14 protein-coding genes are annotated in these 17873 nt (G+C 54.6%); 5 read left to right on the forward strand and 9 right to left on the reverse strand.

All coding sequences use genetic code 11. The annotated features are described in order from the left end of the window. Positions 1-293 precede the first annotated feature (293 nt). Together IGS16_RS00755 and IGS16_RS00760 are read right to left on the reverse strand one after the other, a co-directional pair. Positions 294-575, reverse strand: a complete 282-nt coding sequence (locus IGS16_RS00755; RefSeq protein WP_297082464.1) for a response regulator — start codon at positions 573-575, stop codon at positions 294-296. Between the two features lie 80 nt (positions 576-655). Further along, positions 656-2581: a response regulator gene (locus IGS16_RS00760; protein WP_297082466.1), complete on the reverse strand. Its 1926-nt coding sequence runs from the start codon at positions 2579-2581 to the stop codon at positions 656-658. 1384 nt (positions 2582-3965) lie between these two features. Between IGS16_RS00760 and IGS16_RS00765 the strand changes: the two genes are divergently transcribed. Then, on the forward strand, positions 3966-5048 hold the full coding sequence (locus IGS16_RS00765; protein ID WP_297082468.1) for a response regulator: 1083 nt from the start codon (positions 3966-3968) through the stop codon (positions 5046-5048). Between the two features lie 298 nt (positions 5049-5346). On the opposite strand, the gene IGS16_RS00770 is transcribed toward IGS16_RS00765, so the two are convergent. Then, entirely contained in the window at positions 5347-5805 is a 459-nt protein-coding gene (locus IGS16_RS00770) for a hypothetical protein (protein WP_068509002.1), read from the reverse strand. A 164-nt stretch (positions 5806-5969) separates the two neighbouring features. Between IGS16_RS00770 and mnmH the strand changes: the two genes are divergently transcribed. Then, positions 5970-7046 carry a tRNA 2-selenouridine(34) synthase MnmH gene (gene mnmH, locus IGS16_RS00775; RefSeq protein ID WP_297082469.1) on the forward strand — a complete coding sequence of 359 codons (1077 nt, stop codon included), beginning with the start codon at positions 5970-5972 and terminating at the stop codon, positions 7044-7046. Between the two features lie 151 nt (positions 7047-7197). After that, positions 7198-8247: an RsmB/NOP family class I SAM-dependent RNA methyltransferase gene (locus IGS16_RS00780; RefSeq protein WP_367185690.1), complete on the forward strand. Its 1050-nt coding sequence runs from the start codon at positions 7198-7200 to the stop codon at positions 8245-8247. Between the two features lie 107 nt (positions 8248-8354). On the opposite strand, the gene glmS is transcribed toward IGS16_RS00780, so the two are convergent. Together glmS and psaC are read right to left on the reverse strand one after the other, a co-directional pair. Further along, positions 8355-10256, reverse strand: coding sequence for a glutamine--fructose-6-phosphate transaminase (isomerizing) (gene glmS, locus IGS16_RS00785; protein WP_297082473.1), 1902 nt, complete (start codon positions 10254-10256; stop codon positions 8355-8357). A 402-nt stretch (positions 10257-10658) separates the two neighbouring features. Next, complete coding sequence (gene psaC, locus IGS16_RS00790) at positions 10659-10904, reverse strand: photosystem I iron-sulfur center protein PsaC (protein WP_012307203.1); 246 nt, start codon at positions 10902-10904, stop codon at positions 10659-10661. 432 nt (positions 10905-11336) lie between these two features. Here psaC and IGS16_RS00795 point away from each other — a divergent pair, with 432 nt between their 5' ends. Next, complete coding sequence (locus IGS16_RS00795) at positions 11337-11666, forward strand: BON domain-containing protein (protein ID WP_297082475.1); 330 nt, start codon at positions 11337-11339, stop codon at positions 11664-11666. A 776-nt stretch (positions 11667-12442) separates the two neighbouring features. Beyond that, on the forward strand, positions 12443-13531 hold the full coding sequence (rsgA, locus tag IGS16_RS00800) for a ribosome small subunit-dependent GTPase A (RefSeq protein ID WP_367185691.1): 1089 nt from the start codon (positions 12443-12445) through the stop codon (positions 13529-13531). Between the two features lie 219 nt (positions 13532-13750). Here rsgA and rfbB read toward each other — a convergent pair whose 3' ends face one another. The 4 genes from rfbB to rfbC all read right to left on the reverse strand — a co-directional run bounded on the left by rfbB (position 13751) and on the right by rfbC (position 17540). Then, entirely contained in the window at positions 13751-14848 is a 1098-nt protein-coding gene (rfbB, locus tag IGS16_RS00805) for a dTDP-glucose 4,6-dehydratase (protein ID WP_297082479.1), read from the reverse strand. A gap of 118 nt (positions 14849-14966) precedes the next feature. After that, complete coding sequence (locus tag IGS16_RS00810; protein ID WP_297082480.1) at positions 14967-16040, reverse strand: glucose-1-phosphate thymidylyltransferase; 1074 nt, start codon at positions 16038-16040, stop codon at positions 14967-14969. 28 nt (positions 16041-16068) lie between these two features. Beyond that, positions 16069-16998 carry a dTDP-4-dehydrorhamnose reductase gene (gene rfbD / locus IGS16_RS00815; protein WP_297082482.1) on the reverse strand — a complete coding sequence of 310 codons (930 nt, stop codon included), beginning with the start codon at positions 16996-16998 and terminating at the stop codon, positions 16069-16071. Further along, on the reverse strand, positions 16995-17540 hold the full coding sequence (gene rfbC, locus IGS16_RS00820; RefSeq protein WP_297082484.1) for a dTDP-4-dehydrorhamnose 3,5-epimerase: 546 nt from the start codon (positions 17538-17540) through the stop codon (positions 16995-16997). The genes rfbD and rfbC overlap by 4 nt, the downstream gene beginning before the upstream one ends. Between the last annotated feature and the right edge of the window lie 333 nt (positions 17541-17873).

The following is a 17873-nucleotide window of genomic DNA, read 5'->3' on the forward strand; positions in this document are numbered from 1 at the left end:
CTCAAAATGCGATGGCGTTACTTTTTCTCTCCATCCTTTACGTTAATCCACTATCGTTTTTTAGACTTGAAGCTATAAGTCCCTGAGTTTTCTTATAGTTCTCTCTACAGTTCTGTCTTTAGAGCCTTCACTGACCTGTTTTTTTTATCGCCTCCAAAAAATTAGCAGGTTGTGGTTCGTTATCTGAAGATTCTGAGGATCTGAGGTTAAGGTGGGAAAACTTTGTGGAGAAGCTAAGACAGAAGGCTGTTCGACGTTCTGAAAGAGCTATCTCCGCCACGCTAGTAGAGTATTTAGTTGACTCGCACTTTGACCGTAGCTGTAAGAAGAATCACTGGAATTTGCTGAGTGGCGGTATTTTCCTTCAGGGCTTTGAGTGTGGCGAGTCCGTCAACTTTTGGCATTTTAACATCCAGTAAAATTGCGTCTGGTTGATGGGATTGGGCGATCGCCATCCCTTCTTCGCCAGAGGCTGCCGTCAGCACATTCCACTCTCGTGTAAATTGCAGGCTAGCTTTTGCAATCGTGCGAATTGCTGCTTCATCATCAATGAGCAATACCTGTCGAGGTGCCATAAACATCATCAGGCAAAAAAATGCTGTGTTGTTTTCAACGTCCTATCTCAACATCCTATCTCAACGTTCCATTTGGAAGCTTACGCTGATTTATGGCTCAGGCGCAGTCGCAACTGATTTGGGGAAAGGCGCGTCCGGCTCAAGCGATTGCATAAACGAGAGAGTAGTTCAGATTCGCTAAAGGGCTTGGTGAGGTAATCATCTGCACCGACGCTTAAAAGCTGTTGCACGGTTGCCATGTCCTGATGCTCGGTCAGGAAGATGATGGGCAAACGATTCCAGGTATGATCGCTCCGCACAATCTGGCAGATTTGTACTCCATTCATCTGCGGCATCTCGACATCCAAAATCAGCAAATCCGGCGCGATCGCGCTCAGGGTTTCCCAAAACTGGCTAGAGTCTTCCAGGGTAAACAGGTGAACCTGCCAGGGCAAGAGCATTTGCCGCAGGGCCGTCAGCACCATTGGGTCATCATCGACGACTAATACTCGCATTCCCGCCAGTTGATGAGACTCCACCACATCGCGCACGGTCATCAATAGAGTTCCCAGCGGAACGTCTTCGGGCACAAACTGGCAGCGGCTGTGGCAAAGCAACGCCAGGCGATCGCCCAGATTATCGCTATTGGCAATCACCAGAATTGGCAGGGTCGGAAACTGAGCCGTTAGGTCTTGCAATAGCTCTAAGCCTCCAGGCAGGGCGTTGACAAGTGTGAGGCTGAGCAGCACTGCATCGGGCACCCGACGGGCGATCGCTGCCCGGGCCGCCGCGACAGAAGTCACCTTCTCTGCCTCGATGTCGCACGACGCACCCTCCGTCTGCACCTGGGCAACAAAGGCTTTTGTTTCATGCATGATCAGCAGCGCCAGAGGCGATTGGCGATCAGACAATTCAGACAATACAGATGGAGAAAGTCCCGCTAAAAAACCAGACAACTGAGGCGGAGATGACAATTCCTCCTGTAGCTGGGCAACCAGCAACGAGAGGGGAGCCACTGCGATCGGCGCATCCGTTGCCTGTAGGTGTTGTTCGATGGCTCGCGCCAGACGAGAACCCTGCGGAAACCCAAACATACCCAGCGCCCCCGCCAATTTATGAGCAGCTTGCTCAGCCAGATCGCGCATCGCCGGAGAAAAAGATTCACGCTGGAGCATTGCCACAGCCTGATCGAGATAGGCCAGTTGCTCCAGCATTGGTTCTCGAAAGTGTTCCCAGGCTTCCAGGGCGGCTTCGCGGGGATCGCGGCAATTAGAGTTGGGATCAGGCACAGGGGTAGGAGCGGGATCGAGGTCGGATGCAGAAGCTAGAGCAGGGCGATCGCCCGCTGAATCTTCTTCCAGGGGTTTCAGGCGATAGCCCTGGCCATACAGCGTTTCGATCAGGTCTGAAGTGCCCGCCGCCCGCAACTTTTGGCGCAGCCGCTTCATCAGCGCTCTCACGGCCTCTTCGCCAGGTGATTCTTCAAACGCCCACAGTCGCTCCAAAATGCTGCTACTGCTAAACACACGCTGGGGATAGCGCAAAAATAGTTCCAGCAGGCTGTATTCCTTAGAGGTCAGCGACACCTCTTGCCCCCTATAAGTCACCTTGCAAGCGTCAGGATCTAGCCGCAGCCCGCTCCGTTCCAGCACGGGCGCAGCGGGAAGGTGCTGTCGGCGCAACAGCGCCCGGATACGGGCAGAGAGTTCCTCAACAGTGCAAGGCTTCACGACGTAATCATCCGCCCCTGCATCTAGCCCAGTCACCTTGTCCGCGCTGTCATCCTTGGCCGTCAGCAGCAAAATCGGCTGATGATAGCCTGCCTGCCGAATCCGCTGGCAAAGCTGGAACCCGTTGAGCTTTGGTAAGTTGACATCCAGCACCACCAGATCGTAAGTGGTTGCCTGGATGTAGCTCCAGCCTGACTCTCCATCGGTCGCTACATCCACTGCGTAGCGCTGCGCGACCAAATAGGTTGACAGCGCATGGACAAAGAGTTCGTCATCTTCTACCAGCAGGAGCCGCATAAGTCTGAGTTGTCGTAGTCTTGGGAGTTCGCTCCCCGCCTTGCTCGCCCAATCGGACAAAGAACCCTAAGCAAATGCAAAAAACGGGCATATTTTAAGCATAAATACTTAATATGTAGTGAGACTTGTCCTGGATTCACCCAGAATTCCCTAAGTAGGATTACCCAGCACCAAGTTAATCAAAGCTTTAATCCTGAAAACGCGCAATTAATCTCTGAAGAAGCTTTTTGTTGAAGTGAGTCCTAGTAATGCGTCTGGGCCTGAACCTTTCGCCAGTGAATTTCCGTAAATTCCCGCAAACTGCTGGGACAGACATCGGTTCAACCCACCAGAAGCCTTACTTCTGACCTGCTAAATTTCGCACAGAATGGGTACTCTAAACCCAGGTACTCCCCAAAACAGGAGAATTACTGGCAAATTGTCACTTTTTCTAAATCATGAAATTCTAAGCACTCAATTCCTGCTGAAATCTCTTTTTATGCACGCCAACCACTATATTTACGGCAGAATTTACGGCAGAACTTTAAACGCTTCTGCCAGGTTCCAGGGTTTTGAACTCGTTACTCAATGTCGCAAGTTTAAGGCTGTAAAGGTTTATCTTTTAAAGCAGAAATTAAGCGTTCTGATGCTGCCTTTTAACCCTGCTTTCTCTGTTTTTCAAGTCTTCCAACAGCGGCAATGCATAGAAGCAAGAGAAGCAAGCTGTTCTAACCAGAGGCAACCTATTGGCTAGCCCAGATCAAATTTCCAAAATCCGCTAAGGGGTTTCCCAAAGCAGGGAGGCAGCAAATTTTAAGAACTGGATATACTTAGCTCACTAGGGCTATTTTGTTGGATTGATTGGATTGACTGGATTGATTCGATTGATTGGATTGATTGGATTGATCTGTCTCTATCGTAATTGCCTTTTTCATTATGAAAGTCCTGAAGCTAAAGAGCGCTCCACCAAACTGGGCGCATCCCAGTTCTGCAAGTTTGCCCTCATCCCCCAGTCCCTTCTCCCTTTTTGAGAGAAGGGGAGCCGGATTGGAAGTCCCTCTCCCGCTTTGGGAGAGGGATTAGGGTGAGGGTTGCAAAAGTGGGATACACCCACCAAACTGCTCGACCTGAACCCTGAATCTCAGCAGAATGCTTAGATAATGGACGGGAGATGAAATCGGCTGAGGGAGCGATCGCCCCTGATAGAGCAGATCATCAATCAAAGACTGCTTTATACTAGCTCCGCTGTTATGCATCAGCAAGACAAAGTGTTCCGAAATTGACGTACTAAAAAGTGTTGAAAATTTTAGAAATGAGACGTGAATCTATAGATAAACATGCTGATTGGTCGGGCAGATCCAAGGTCGATAGCCCAGCCAACGTCTCTACAGATTCTCTGTCAAAAATGGGTGATATTTTAATTATCGATGATATGCCGGATAACCTGCGGGTGCTGTCGGCAATCCTGACAAAACAAGGATACAAAGTCCGCAAGGCGCTGAGTGGACAAAGTGCGATCGCCTCTATTCAAGCCAGCCTGCCTAGCATCATTTTGCTGGATGTGCGAATGCCAGAAATGGATGGCTACGCCGTTTGCCAGATCCTAAAAGACAATCCAAGAACCAGCCGTATCCCAGTGATTTTTATTAGCGCCCTGAGTGATGTCACGGATAAGGTAAAAGCGTTTGATGCAGGCGGTGTAGACTACATCACAAAACCTTTTCAAGAAGCAGAGGTGATAGCCCGCGTTGAAACGCAGATGCGCCTACAAAAACTCCAGCATCAGCTTATGCAGCGCAATGAGGAGTTGCTGCATTCCAACCGGGAGCTAGAGCAGTTTGCCTATGCGGTTTCTCATGATTTGCAGCAACCCCTGCAAACGATGATGGGCTTTGCCAAACTGCTGATGATGAAGCATGAAACTCATCTGGATAGAACATCCGTCGAGCATCTGGCGGGAATTTTGGAATCTGGCAGGCGATCGCAGCATTTGATTCAGGACTTGCTGAGCTATGCCCAGTTGGGGCATCAGGAACACGAGCTAGATACGACTGACTGTACAGTGATTTTAGACATCGTTCTGGAAAATCTGGAAACGAGCATTGCTGAAAAAAATGCCAGCATCACCTATGAAAATCTTCCAGTCGTTCAGGCAAATCAGGTGCAGCTTGTCCAGGTTTTTCAAAATTTGATTGGGAATGCCATTAAGTTTGTGCCTGAAGGGCGATCGCCCCAGGTTTTGGTCACTGCAACCCAGCGTGAAACAGACTGGCTATTTGCAATACACGACAACGGCATTGGCATTGAAGCATCCCATCTAAAGTCGATTTTTGAAATTTTTCAACGACTGCACACTGCTGAAAACTATCCCGGAACGGGGCTGGGGCTGGCTATTTGTCGAAAAATTATAGAGCTGCATCGCGGGCGAATTTGGGTCGAATCTCAGCCCGGAGTTGGTTCGGTCTTTTACTTTACGCTGCCCGTTTGATGCTGATTTCTGAGGTTGATTTTGGATTTTAGATTGGCGATTTTGGTTTGCCGATCTAGTTTTCTGAACTGACGAATTAAAAAAGCCACGCACCGTTCAATGAAAGCAAAAGTGCATGGCTTAGGGCTGATTTGAAACTGCAAAGGTTAACCGTCTCGCACACTCAAACCTCTCACTCAAATCTCTTAAATGATGCTGAATGAAATTGTGGGAAGTCCTAGATGCGCTTGATTGTCTGTCCAAAATCGCAAACCCAAAATCGCAAACCCAAAATCGCAAACCGATATCAACTGCCAGTTTAGATAGCCAGCGCCGTTTTGAGCTTGGCTAGTGTTGCGGCTTCCTCGGGGCTGATCTTGTTTGCACCAGAGCCAAACAGACCACTGCCAGCGGCTTCGGCCACGTGGGTTGCGGCGCTGTAGATAAACTGTTTGTACTCAGCGATTTCGGCAGGAGTGGCTTTGGATTCCAGCGTTGTCAGAGCGTCGTTCACTGCGGCGATCGCCATGTCTACCGCATTGTCGGGCGTTACGTCTTTAGGCGTTTCGGGCTTGAAGGTCTTCAGCGCTTCTTCGGTAAACACACCCTGGATAATCGAGTTCGTTGGGTACTTGGCGGCTGCACCCACGACTTCCTTTGCTAGAGCTGCTGCTTCGATTGCTGTAGACACGATTCCCATATCGGCGATCGCCACTGCCATGCCGCTCATGGTCACCGCCTTGAGAATCGCCGCACCTTCCTCAGGAGAAAACGACATATAAAAGCTCCGATAAAATTGCTTAAGAACTTCGGCATAATACCACTTCCAATCTGGTTTGGAAGTATGGCAGGCATCTGGACAAAATGCCAGGTATTCTCTGGATTTTGCGACTCTTTTTGCTCCCCCTTCAGGTTTCTTCTGGCTCCCTTTTAGCTCTATTCATGACCCAAGCGCTTGCTCTATCCGATTTTCTGGCTGTGCCCGGAGTGCTGCTCGATGTCCGCAGCCCGGCCGAGTTTGCCCAGGGACACATTCCCGGCGCAATCAGCTTTCCGCTGTTTACCGATGACGAGCGGGCGCAGGTGGGAATTTGCTACAAGCAGCAGGGGCGCGATGCTGCCGTGGAACTGGGCTTTGCCCTGGCGGGGCCAAAGTTTGCTGGGTTTATTGCCCAGGCGCGATCGCTCGCCGGAAGTGGCCCGGTGCGGCTGCACTGCTGGCGCGGCGGAATGCGGAGCGAAGCCGTGGCCTGGGTGCTGGGCATGGGGGGGCTGTCGGTGAAGACGCTGGTGGGCGGCTACAAAACCTTTCGGCGGTGGGCGCTGACGGTTCCCGCATGGACGCGGCCAATCTGGATTCTGGGCGGCATGACCGGCACAGGCAAGACGGCCGTGCTGCACGCGCTGGCGGAACGCGGCGAACAGGTGCTGGATTTGGAGGCGATCGCCCACCACCGGGGCAGCAGTTTCGGCATGTTGGGCCAGCCGCCCCAACCCACCAATGAACAATTTGAAAACGAAATCGCCGTTCGCTGGGCGGGGTTTGACCCCACGCGGCCCGTGTGGATCGAAGCCGAAAGCAAGCGGATTGGACTCTGCCGCGTGCCGGAGCCGCTGTTTCGCCAGATGGATCGGGCGGCGGTGCTGGAGCTGGTGCGTCCCCAGGCAGAGCGGCTAGAAATTTTGGTCAGAGACTATGGCGGCTTTTCGACCGACGACCTAGTTGCCGCCACCGAGCGCATCCGCAAGCGCTTGGGCGGACTGCGAACCCAGGAGGCGATCGCCCTCCTGCAAGCGCGGCGGCTCCCCGAAGCCTTCGACCTGCTGCTCACCTACTACGACAAAACCTACACCTACGACCTGACGCGCCGTTCTGTTCCTCGCTATCCCATTGATGTAGCTGGCTGTTCGGCAGATGAATGTGGCGATCGCCTCCTGACCTTCGCCCGCACCCTCCCCGCTACGGTTTCGGATGACCCGTCTGCCGTTGCCAACCTCGCTGTGACTCCCAATGCTTAATTTTGGATTGGGGATTTTGGATTGGGGATTTTGGTTGGCATGTCGTCAGGATTGTCGGTTCTCCGAATAGGTTCTCCTACAAATAAAATTGCCAGAAGCCCTGAAAATGCCCAACCCAAAAATCCAAAATCTAAAATCCAAAATCGACACTGTGGAAAAGCCCTCAAACCTTCTGCTCAAGCTCAGCCGCCAGTTATTTGATGATCCGCTGGAGCAGGGGCGCTTTGTCACTGCGCTGACGCAGCCGCAGCCGTTTCATCCCTGCATTCTCTGGTGTCGCCCGCGGCCGGAGTCCTTGCCGTTTGCGATCGCCCCCACCGTGTCCTGGCAGCCCGCTCCCGTCGATCGGCTGGCGCTGGGAGAGCGGCCGGGCGCTCATCCGTGGCACGAGGCGGGGTATTTCTACTGCCTGGATTTTTCGTCGGTGTTCGCTATTTTCCCCATCACGCTGCTGAGGGAGCAGGCAGGCGGGCCGCCCCAAGTCATCATCGACCTGTGCGCTTCCCCTGGCGGCAAGGGCATCTTTGCGGGCACAACGCTGCAACCTGCGCTCTTGCTGAGCAACGAAACCATCGGCAAGCGCATGGGGGCGCTAGTGTCGAACCTGCGGCGATGTTTTACCCCCGCCGAAAACACTGCGCCGCAGCGGGTGGCTGCCGTCAGCTTGGATTCGCAGATGCTGGCGGAGGCAATGCCCCAGGCGGCGGATCTGGTCATCGTCGATGCGCCCTGCACGGGGCAGTCGCTCCTGGCCAAGGGCGAAACCGCACCCGGCTGCTTCCATCCGGTTTCCATCAACAAAAACGCCAATCGGCAAAAGCGGATCTTGGCTAACGCGGGGCGGCTGGTGGCTCCTGGCGGACACCTCGCCTACATGACCTGCGCCTATTCCCCCGCCGAAAATGAGGGCGTGATGGACTGGTTTCTGGAACGGTTTCCCCAGTTTGCGCCCGTGTCCGTGCCCCCGTTAGCGACGTTTCAATCGTGCCTGACGGAGGTGCCCTGCTACCGCATGTTTCCCCAGGATGGGCTGGGGGCGGGCGCGTTTACGGTGCTGCTGCAAAACCAGGGGACAGGCGTGGCACGGGAGATTGGGGAAGCGGGTTGGGCGGAATTTTGGGGGCGATCGCGCCAGCGCTGCGGAGCAATATCGCGCCCCGTCTGGATTCGAGACAGGCCTGACCATTCGCCGCTGAGTTAGCGCAAACGCAGACGCAGGAGTCGCCGTTAAGTCGCCGTTAAGTCGCCGTTAAGTCGCCGTGAAATGACGCTCCGGTTCCATGCTCTGAGCCGTGACGCTTCCCGTGACTATTCCACGGTCACCGACTTGGCCAAGTTGCGCGGTTGGTCTACGTCCAGCCCCCGGCGGGCGGCAATGTGATAGGCGAGAAATTGCAGTGGAATCACCGTCAGCAGCGGCGACAGCAGTTCATCCACTTCCGGTACAGGCAGCAGGTCGTTAAACACTTCGGCGGCGTGCGGATCGCTGGGCGGCATCACGCCGATCAGTCGGGCATCGCGGGCCTTGGCTTCCTGCGCGTTAGACAGCACTTTTTCGTAAACAGTTCCGGGCATGGCGATCGCCACCACGGGCACTTTTTCATCCAGCAGGGCGATCGGGCCGTGCTTCATCTCGCCAGCGGGATAGCCCTCCGCATGGATGTAGCTAATTTCCTTCAGCTTTAGTGCGCCTTCTAGGGCGATCGGGAAATTAATGCCGCGCCCCAAAAAGATAAAGTCCTGCGTTTCCACGAACTCATGGGCCAGTTCCTCGATCCGCTTTTCCTGGGTTTCCAGCAGCGCCTCTAGCTGGGCAGGTAGTTGCCAGAGTTGTTTTAGCAACTCCTCCAGTCGCGTCAGGGAAACGGTCTGGCGGCGATAGGCCAGATCCAGCGACAGGCAGTAAAACGCCATCAATTGTGCAATAAAGGTTTTTGTGGCGGCGACCCCGATCTCAATTCCGGCGTGGGTATCGATGACGCTATCGACCAGGCGCGTGAGGGTGCTTTGCAGGCGGTTGGTAATGCCCAGCAAGCGCGGCTGGTAGGCTTCGGACAAACTGGCGCGACGGTCTTTTTCGCTGTGGATAGCAGAAAGTGTGTCGGCGGTTTCGCCAGATTGCGTCACACCGATCAGCAGCGTATTGGGGGTCAGCGGCGGCAGGGCATAGCGAAATTCTGAGGCGTAGTGAACCTGGCTGGGGACCTGCGCCAGTTGCTCAAGCAGGTGCTTGCCGACGAGGCTGGCGTGCCAACTGGTGCCGCAGGCGACGATATGAATCTGCTCCAGATCAGTATAGAGATCGTCCGGCAAGCCAAGGTTAATCGGATTAGTGCTGCTGGCGACCGTCCACGCGCTGTTGACATAGGATTCCAAACAGGTTCGCACAACGCTGGGCTGCTCGTAGATCTCCTTGAGCATGAAGTGTTTGAAGCCCTGCTTTTCGGTGGTGAGGGAGGTGCTGGCTAGTCGATGGGGATGCTTTTTGAGGCGATCGCCCGCGAAGGTATACACCTCCACCCCCAGCGGCGACAGGGTTGCCATTTCGCCATTTTCCAGCGGCACGACGGCATGGGTATAGGGCAAAATCGCGGGCACATCCGACGCGCAGAAAAACTCGCCCTGCCCAAACCCCAGCACCAGCGGAGCCTGCTGTCGCGCCACCACAATCTCATCGGCATAGTCTGCTGCCAAAACCACAATGGCAAACGCGCCCTCTAGTTGCTGCACCACGCGCCGCACGGCTTCTGTCAGCGGAGAATACAGTCTTTCTGCTTCGCCGCTCTGCCGCATTGTTTGCAGGCACTCGGCAATCAGGTTAGGAATCACTTCCGTATCGGTTTCGGTGACGAATTCATAGCCGCGCTGCTTCAGTTCTTCGCGCAGTTCGCGGTAGTTCTCAATGATGCCGTTTTGCACCACTGCCACTTGCCCTGCCATGTCGAAATGGGGATGGGCGTTGTGCTCTTCAGGCTTGCCGTGGGTGGCCCAGCGGGTGTGCCCAATGCCGACGAATCCTGGCAATTCTTCGCCCTCCAGCTTGGACTGGAGGTTAAACAGTTTCCCTTTGGCCCGCACGCGATGCAGCTTCCCTTCCCACACGGTGGCAATGCCGGCCGAATCATAGCCCCGATACTCCAGCTTTCGGAGTCCTTCCAGGAGAATGCTGCTGGCTGTCTGCGTCCCGATATAGCCCACAATTCCGCACATGGTTTTTGGTCTCCTGGCTTGTCCGAACGTGTTTGGGGTTGCCCATGCTCATAATGCTCAATCTAGTTTAGGAGAAAGTGCAGCTAGGGATGCAGCGCTGGTCATAATCGCTTGACCGGCGATCGCGCTAGGAGCCATCGGCAACAAAAAACAGGAGGGCGATCGCCCTCCTGCTGGTGGTTGCTATGCGTATCCAAAAACCGATGGAGCGGGCGCAATGTCCCTTAAACCACCTGCTTTAGACAAGTTTTAGACAAAACCTGATTAACTAGAATCCAGCTACAGCGTTTTTGAAGCTAGTGAGGCACACGGATGGTCAATAAGCCCTTGCCTCGTGAGGGCAGTATGTGCCTCACGAGGCAAGAAAATGCTGTAACAAGACTCTAGCGGAATCAGTAGAACCTAGTAGGCCAGCCCCATGCTGCGGGTGGTTTCGGCACCCAGGTAAACGCGGATGCTCAGGAAGTCAGTGGGGCAAGCCGTTTCGCAGCGCTTGCAGCCGACGCAATCTTCGGTGCGGGGCGAGGAGGCAATTTGTCCGGCTTTGCAGCCGTCCCAGGGCACCATTTCCAGAACGTCTAGCGGGCAGGCGCGGACGCACTGGGTGCAGCCGATGCAGGTGTCGTAAATTTTGACTGAATGCGACATGGATATAGAGGCTCCAAACGATCTAGCGACAGGGTTATATCAGAGTAATGCTGTTCGGGCTGCGGCAGGGCGATCGCAAAACGCTGAATCCCTTGACCAGACCGAACCATAACCTTTTGCAGTCGAAACTAGTTTACAGCAGCGCTTTTGCCAGATTCAGAAAACCCTCGAAAAACTTCAAACAACGTAATATCTCAGTTTCAAAATCAATCGTGCATATCAGAAACTCTCTACTTTCAGCAAGCCTGCTTGAACACTGAAAGACACTCCTTCAGATTGCAAAGCCTGATGGACACTGGCACAGATTATTAAATTAACCTTGCTTCCCTCCCAAAAACAGAGGACTCACCCCATAATCGACGTTGGGTATTTCCAGAAGCCGTGAATTCACTTGAAATTGAACTATTTTGAAATTTTTGAGAGGCCTAGACTATGGGTTGGCTAAGTAGACTATTTCCCGGCAGCAAGAAGCCTGCAAACGCTTCCGTTGCTCCTGCACCGGCTGAGGCGGGCATCCCTCCTGAAAAGGTTGGGCTGGATGGCACGTTTGACGAGAGCGGTCTGGCAAAGCGTGTGGCGCTGGCCTTCGACGAAGATCCTCAACTGGACGATCTGGAGCGCCTGTGGGTAGCGCAGTTGGGCAGCAAGGTGGTGCTGAAGGGTGAAGTGCCCAACCAGGATTACTTGAGCCGTGCGGTGTCTATCGCTCGCGGCGTGAATGGTGCAACAGACGTGGACACCAGTCAAGTCAAAGTTGGCTAGGCAGGCGATTGACCTATCGTAAGTAAGCACTGCATGATCATGGCGTGAGTTGCGATCGCCTTCAGATCGTGATTCACAACACAGTTCCGACCCGAAGACCTTGCTATACCTAAATCAGACGTTCCTTTCGAGAGCGCAATATCCGGGTCGGGGTAGGGTTTGAGGTGGCTTTTCCATCCAGAGTCCTGCTCCGTTTTCTTGAGAGGTTGTTTGAGCCTCTCTCTTGAAGTGCAGGTTTAAGCTACGTTAGCTTCGGGCGGAGTGCCGCTGAAGACCGTTGAAGCAACTATAGACCTTTTGCGTGAATCGTTGGGTGGCACCGCTGCTCAGCGTTTCACGCTCTCAGACAAAGCATTCATGCAAGAGATCTCATGTGAAGTGACATGAAGTGTAAGTATGAAACAAGGATGTGCTGCGTATCATGCGGCGCATCCTTATTTTTTTGGGATTGATTTGCTTGAATACAATCTGCTGAAATCCTGGACGGCAACTCTGTGTTGTCAGTTTGTATTACAGCGTGTTACATTGGTATAGAAGCTTAGCTTGAGCTGCATAGAAAATTTCGTTTGGAGGATGCCAGGTATGTCTGAGTCAGTATGGAATCGCGCTACACAGCTTTCATACAGGCTCTAGAGGAACCCAAACTCCAAGCAATTGGATTTTCAAGCGATTGGACTTTTCCTCTGTGAGCCTCTGATGTTTCACCTCTGATGGTTTGAACCATCACTTCAACGTTCAGAATCTCAGAATCACAGAGAAATCCAATGACAACTCAATTGACACTTCCAGCCTTGGGCTGGAGCGATCGCTTTGTGCCCCACTTTTCGCCGTATCGAGCAGCGGGTTATGTGCCTGCTCGCGTGGTTCAAGAGCATCGTGGCCGCTATCAAGTTTATTGCGAAGCAGGAGAATACTCGGCTAAAGTCTCCGGCAAATTTCGCCATCTGGCAACGAATCCGCGCAGCTTTCCGGCGGTGGGCGATTGGGTGGCGCTGGCGTTCGCCTCGCCAGACGGCATCGCTTCCTCATCAGACCGTCACGCGATCATCCACGCCGTGCTGCCTCGCCAGAGCGAGTTTGTGCGGAAGGCTGCTGGCAGCAAAACCGAGGAACAGGTGCTCGCGGCGAACGTAGACACTGTGTTTCTCATGACCGGCCTAGACCACGACTTTAACCTGCGACGGGTGGAGCGCTACCTGATGTTGACGTGGGACAGCGGCGCACGGCCTGTGATCGTCCTAAATAAAGCGGATCTGTGTCCTGACTTTGGCGATCGCCTTGCTGAGCTAGAAGAGGTGGCGTTTGGCGTGCCGATCGTGGCCATCAGCGCTCTGCATAGCGAGGGCATTGATGCGCTCATTCCCTACCTGCAACCCGGACACACGGTGGCACTGCTTGGCTCCTCTGGCGTGGGCAAATCTACGCTGACCAATAGTTTGCTAGCTCACGCTGCCCAGTCCACGCAAGCCGTGCGCGCCGACGACAGCCGGGGACGACATACCACCACCGGGCGATCGCTCTGGCTGTTGCCCTCTGGCGCGCTCTTGCTGGATACGCCAGGAATGCGTGAATTGCAGCCCTGGGCCACCGAAGACAGCCTCAGCCAAACCTTTGAGGATGTTGAAGCGCTGGCGACTCAGTGCCGCTTTCGCGACTGTCGGCATGATCAGGAACCGGGCTGTGCAGTGCAAGGGGCGATCGCCAGCGGAACGCTTGACCCCAAACGGCTCGCCAGCTACCAAAAGCTCCAAGGCGAGCTAGCTTATCTGGAACGGCGACAAGATCAGCAAGCTCAACTCGCCGAAAAACAACGCTGGAAGCAAATTCACAAACAACTGCGAAACCATCCCAAGCTGAGGCAATAGTCCATTAGACTTCTTGCATGAATGCTTTTCTGGGAGCGCGAGTCGTTGGGCAGTATCGCCGCCCAACGATTCACGCGAGAGGTTTATTGAATGTGAAAAGCACTGTGTGGCAGTGCGGGAGCCACGTACTCAGGGTTTGCTGTAGCGCCGTTGGCGTTGCGGCAAACCCTGTAGCCGCCCATCTTACCTTATCTTACTTTGCTGCCAGCTAAAGTCGTCTTAGCCCGCCTGCACGAGCCTTGCTGCGTATACCTTTTGGTAATAGCTTTGATACTCAGCCGAGAGCAGGGGCTGCCACCAGGCGGTGTTGTCCAGATACCACTGCACGGTTTTGCGGAGTCCGGTTTCCAGGGTTTCGGCGGGTTGCCAGCCCAGTTCAGACTTGATTTTGGTCGCATCGATAGCATAGCGGCGGTCATGCCCCGGACGGTCTTTCACAAAAGTAATCAGCGACCTGGGATCGGCGGGCAGACTGGGCGCGAGTTCTGCCATCAGGTCACAGAGCTTATGCACCAGGTCGATATTTTTCACCTCATTGTTGCCGCCAATGTTATACGTCTCGCCCGGCGCGGCGTGGTGAATCACCGTATCCAGCGCTCGGCAGTGGTCGCCCACATACAGCCAGTCGCGCACATTCTGCCCATCGCCATAGACGGGCAGCGGCCGCCCCATCAGGATATTGATGCACATTAGTGGAATCAGCTTTTCGGGGAAGTGGAACGGGCCGTAGTTATTCGAGCAGTTGGTAATCAGCGTGGGCATTCCGTAGGTGTGGAAGTAGGCCCGTGCCAGGTGGTCGCTGCCTGCTTTGGAGGCGGAATAGGGGCTGTTGGGCGCGTAGGGCGTGGTTTCGCTAAACGCCGGGTCTTCGGGGTTCAGGCTGCCATACACCTCGTCGGTGGAAACATGCAGAAATCGGAAGTGGTCGGGCTGTCCCATGCCATCCCAATGCTGCCGAAACGCCTCCAGCAGCGTGAACGTGCCGACGACGTTGGTTTGCACAAACGCAGCCGGGCCGAGAATCGAGCGATCGACGTGGGATTCTGCCGCCAGATGGGCCACTGTGTCGATCGCCTCTTCCCGCAGCAGTGCGTCAATCAGCGGGCGATCGCAGATATTGCCCTGCACAAACCGGAAATTGGGGTTTGTCTCCAGCGGCTCCAGCGTTTTGCGGTTGCCGGCGTAGGTGAGCGCGTCCAACACGACGAGGCGATCGCCCGGATACTGCTCAGCCCAGTGATAGACCAGGTTCGACGCGATAAAGCCAGCGCCACCAGTGATCAGAATGCGGCGGGGGGTGCGGAGGGTGGAGGTCATAGGAGGGGTAAGAGATGAATTAGGTTGGGGAGTTATCTTGGGATGCTTTGGGATGCCTAAGGTCAGCAGAGGTGAGATGGGATGAACCCCTTCCCTCAACAAGACACTACGCGATTCCCTATGCCAGGTCGAGCTGGCAGTCGTCGCCAATCATAAACCGCAGCGCCTTGGGCCGCTGGGGCGCAACGCGCAGGTTCGCCCGCTGACCGATGACGCTATCCACGATGCGCTGGTGAATGCCCACGATTTTTGCCTGTTGCAGCACAACGCTGTGTTCCAGATCGGTCTCAACCAGCGTCACGCCGTCGGCAATGCTGCTGTACGGGCCGATGAAACAGTTTTCGATATGACAATTCTTGCCAATGGACACAGGCCCGCGAATGGTAGAGTTCACGATTTTGGAACCTTCGCCAATCTCAACGCGACCGGAAATCTGACTGCTCTCATCCACAGCGCCGCGAATGCTGGACTGCAAGTAATTGTCCAAAATGAGGCGGTTGGCTTCTAGCAGGTCGTCTTTTTTCCCAGTGTCGAGCCACCAGCCTTGGAGCTTAAAGGCCTCGACTTTATGATTCAGATCGATCAGCTTTTGGATGGCATCGGTAATTTCCAACTCGCCACGGGCTGAGGGCTGGATCTGGGCGATCGCCTCGTGAATCTTGGGCGAAAACAGGTAAACCCCCACCAGCGCCAGATTAGACGGAGGCACTTTGGGCTTTTCTACTAAACGCAGGATGCGCCCGGTTTCATCCACCTCGGCCACGCCAAAGGCAGTGGGATTGGGCACTTCGCACAGCAGCGTCAGCGCGTCCAGCGTGTTGGTCTTGAACTGATCCACCAGTCCGTCCAGACAGCCTTCTACCAGGTTGTCGCCCAGGTACATGACAAACGGCGCGTCGCCCAAAAATGGCTGGGCGATTTTGACCGCATGGGCCAGACCCGCAGGCTGATCTTGCAGGATGTAGGTGATCTGTGCGCCAAACTGGCTGCCGTCGCCTGTTTTTGCCTTCACCTCGTCGCCCGTTTCGGGGCTGATAATGATGCCGATTTCCGTGATGCCGCAGGCGGCGATCGCCTCCAGTCCATACCAGAGAATCGGCTTGTTTGCCACGGGAACCAGTTGCTTTGCGCCAGTGTAGGTCAGGGGACGCAGGCGCGTGCCTTTGCCGCCAGAGAGAACGATGGCTTTCATGGGGTTCACCAAAGGTTAGGAATGGGGGTCAGGAATGAGCGGGAACAGAAGCGTGCAGATCTACCAGCATTCGCCGCAGGCTTTGCCGCCAGTAGGGGAGATAGTCTCCGAGCAGGGCGGCGGTCTTTTTGCCCGACAGCACGGAATAGGCGGGGCGGGGCGCGGGCAGGGGATATTCGTCGGTGGTGATGGGGACGACGCGCTGCACGGTGAGCGGATAGCCCAGGGCTTCGGCTTCTTCAAAAATCGCGACTGCAAAGTCGTACCAGCTAATCACGCCCGTATTCGTAACGTGGTAGATGCCGCCGATGGGGGCTGCGGGGGGTACGGTAGATGCATTGAGGGCACGGACGGTGAAGCCAGCGATCGCCCTCGCCAGATCCGCTGCCCAGGTGGGGCTGCCGATTTGATCCATGACCACGCGCAGTTCTTCGCGGCTACTGCCCACGCGCAGCATGGTTTTCACAAAGTTCCCAGTGCCAGATACACCGTAGACCCAGGACGTTCGCAAAATCATGTACTGATTGGGGCGATCGCCCAGTACGTCTTGAATCCCCACTTCGCCCAAATGCTTCGACTTGGCATACGCACCAACGGGATTGGGCGTGTCAGTTTCGAGATAGGGCGTATTCTTCGTGCCGTCAAATACGTAATCTGTGGAAATGTGAATGAGGGATGCACCTATTTCCTTGCAGCATTCCGCCAGGATTTTTGGAGCCATGCTGTTGATGGTATTTGCCAGTTCCGTTTCCTGTTCTGCTTTATCTACCGCAGTGTAGGCAGCCGCATTCACAATTACGTCCGGCCGGAGTTCGTAGATCGTTTGCTTGAGCGTGTCTGGCGCGGCGAGGTTTATACGAGTGCGATCGCACGCAATCACGTCCCCAATGGCACAGAGCGATCGCACCAGTTCTTGCCCCACCTGCCCGGTTGCGCCCGTAATCAAAATCCGGCTCATGCAAACACCTCCGCCTTGCAAAATGGCGTACCTGCCTGGTCTTTGGCAGAGAGAATCGGTTCGCCCTCCAGCGGCCAGGCGATCGCCAAATCAGGGTCATTCCACAGAATGCTGCGCTCGTGCTGCGGCGCATAATAGTCCGTCGTTTTATACAGCACTTCGGCAACGTCCGACACCACCATAAACCCGTGGGCAAAACCCGGCGGAACCCAAAGCTGCCGCTTGTTCTCCGCGCTCAGTTCGCAACTCACCCACATGCCAAAGGTGCGCGATGATTTTCGCAAGTCGAGCGCCACATCGAAGATAGCGCCCACAGTCACGCGCACCAGCTTTCCCTGAGTTTGCTGAATTTGATAATGCATTCCCCGCAGCACGTTTTTGGCAGAGCGGGAATAGTTGTCCTGCACAAACCGAACGTTTAGCCCGGTTTTATCCTGAAAAACCTGCTCGTTGTAGCTCTCAAAAAAAAAGCCGCGACTGTCCCCAAACACCTTGGGTTCCAGGATCAGCACGTCGGGAATTTCGGTCGGAACGACGTTCATTCAAGCCTCTCGCATTTCACTCGGTTGCATTCATTCAGCGCGATCGCTCGTAATCCATTTACCCGCACCCCGCTGTACTTATTCGCTATACCTATTCACCTATCTTTTATGTCATGGGGTCATGTGCGAATTACGCCAGCACAGCCTTAGCACAGCCCTAGAGTGCCCGCTGAGCTTCGATTGTTAACGAATGCAATCTAGATCCAGTAAAGATACGGGAAAAGGCACGATCAGCAGTGTTTGGAGAAAGATTAAGAAAAAATTAGCAACGGGTGAAGCTTTGGTAGATGTCGGCTAGCGCACCTGGGATCGGCTTCGCAATCCGTTACATGT

Origin of the sequence: Thermoleptolyngbya sp. C42_A2020_037 (assembly GCF_015272455.1) — a bacterium.
Taxonomy (GTDB): domain Bacteria; phylum Cyanobacteriota; class Cyanobacteriia; order Elainellales; family Elainellaceae; genus Thermoleptolyngbya.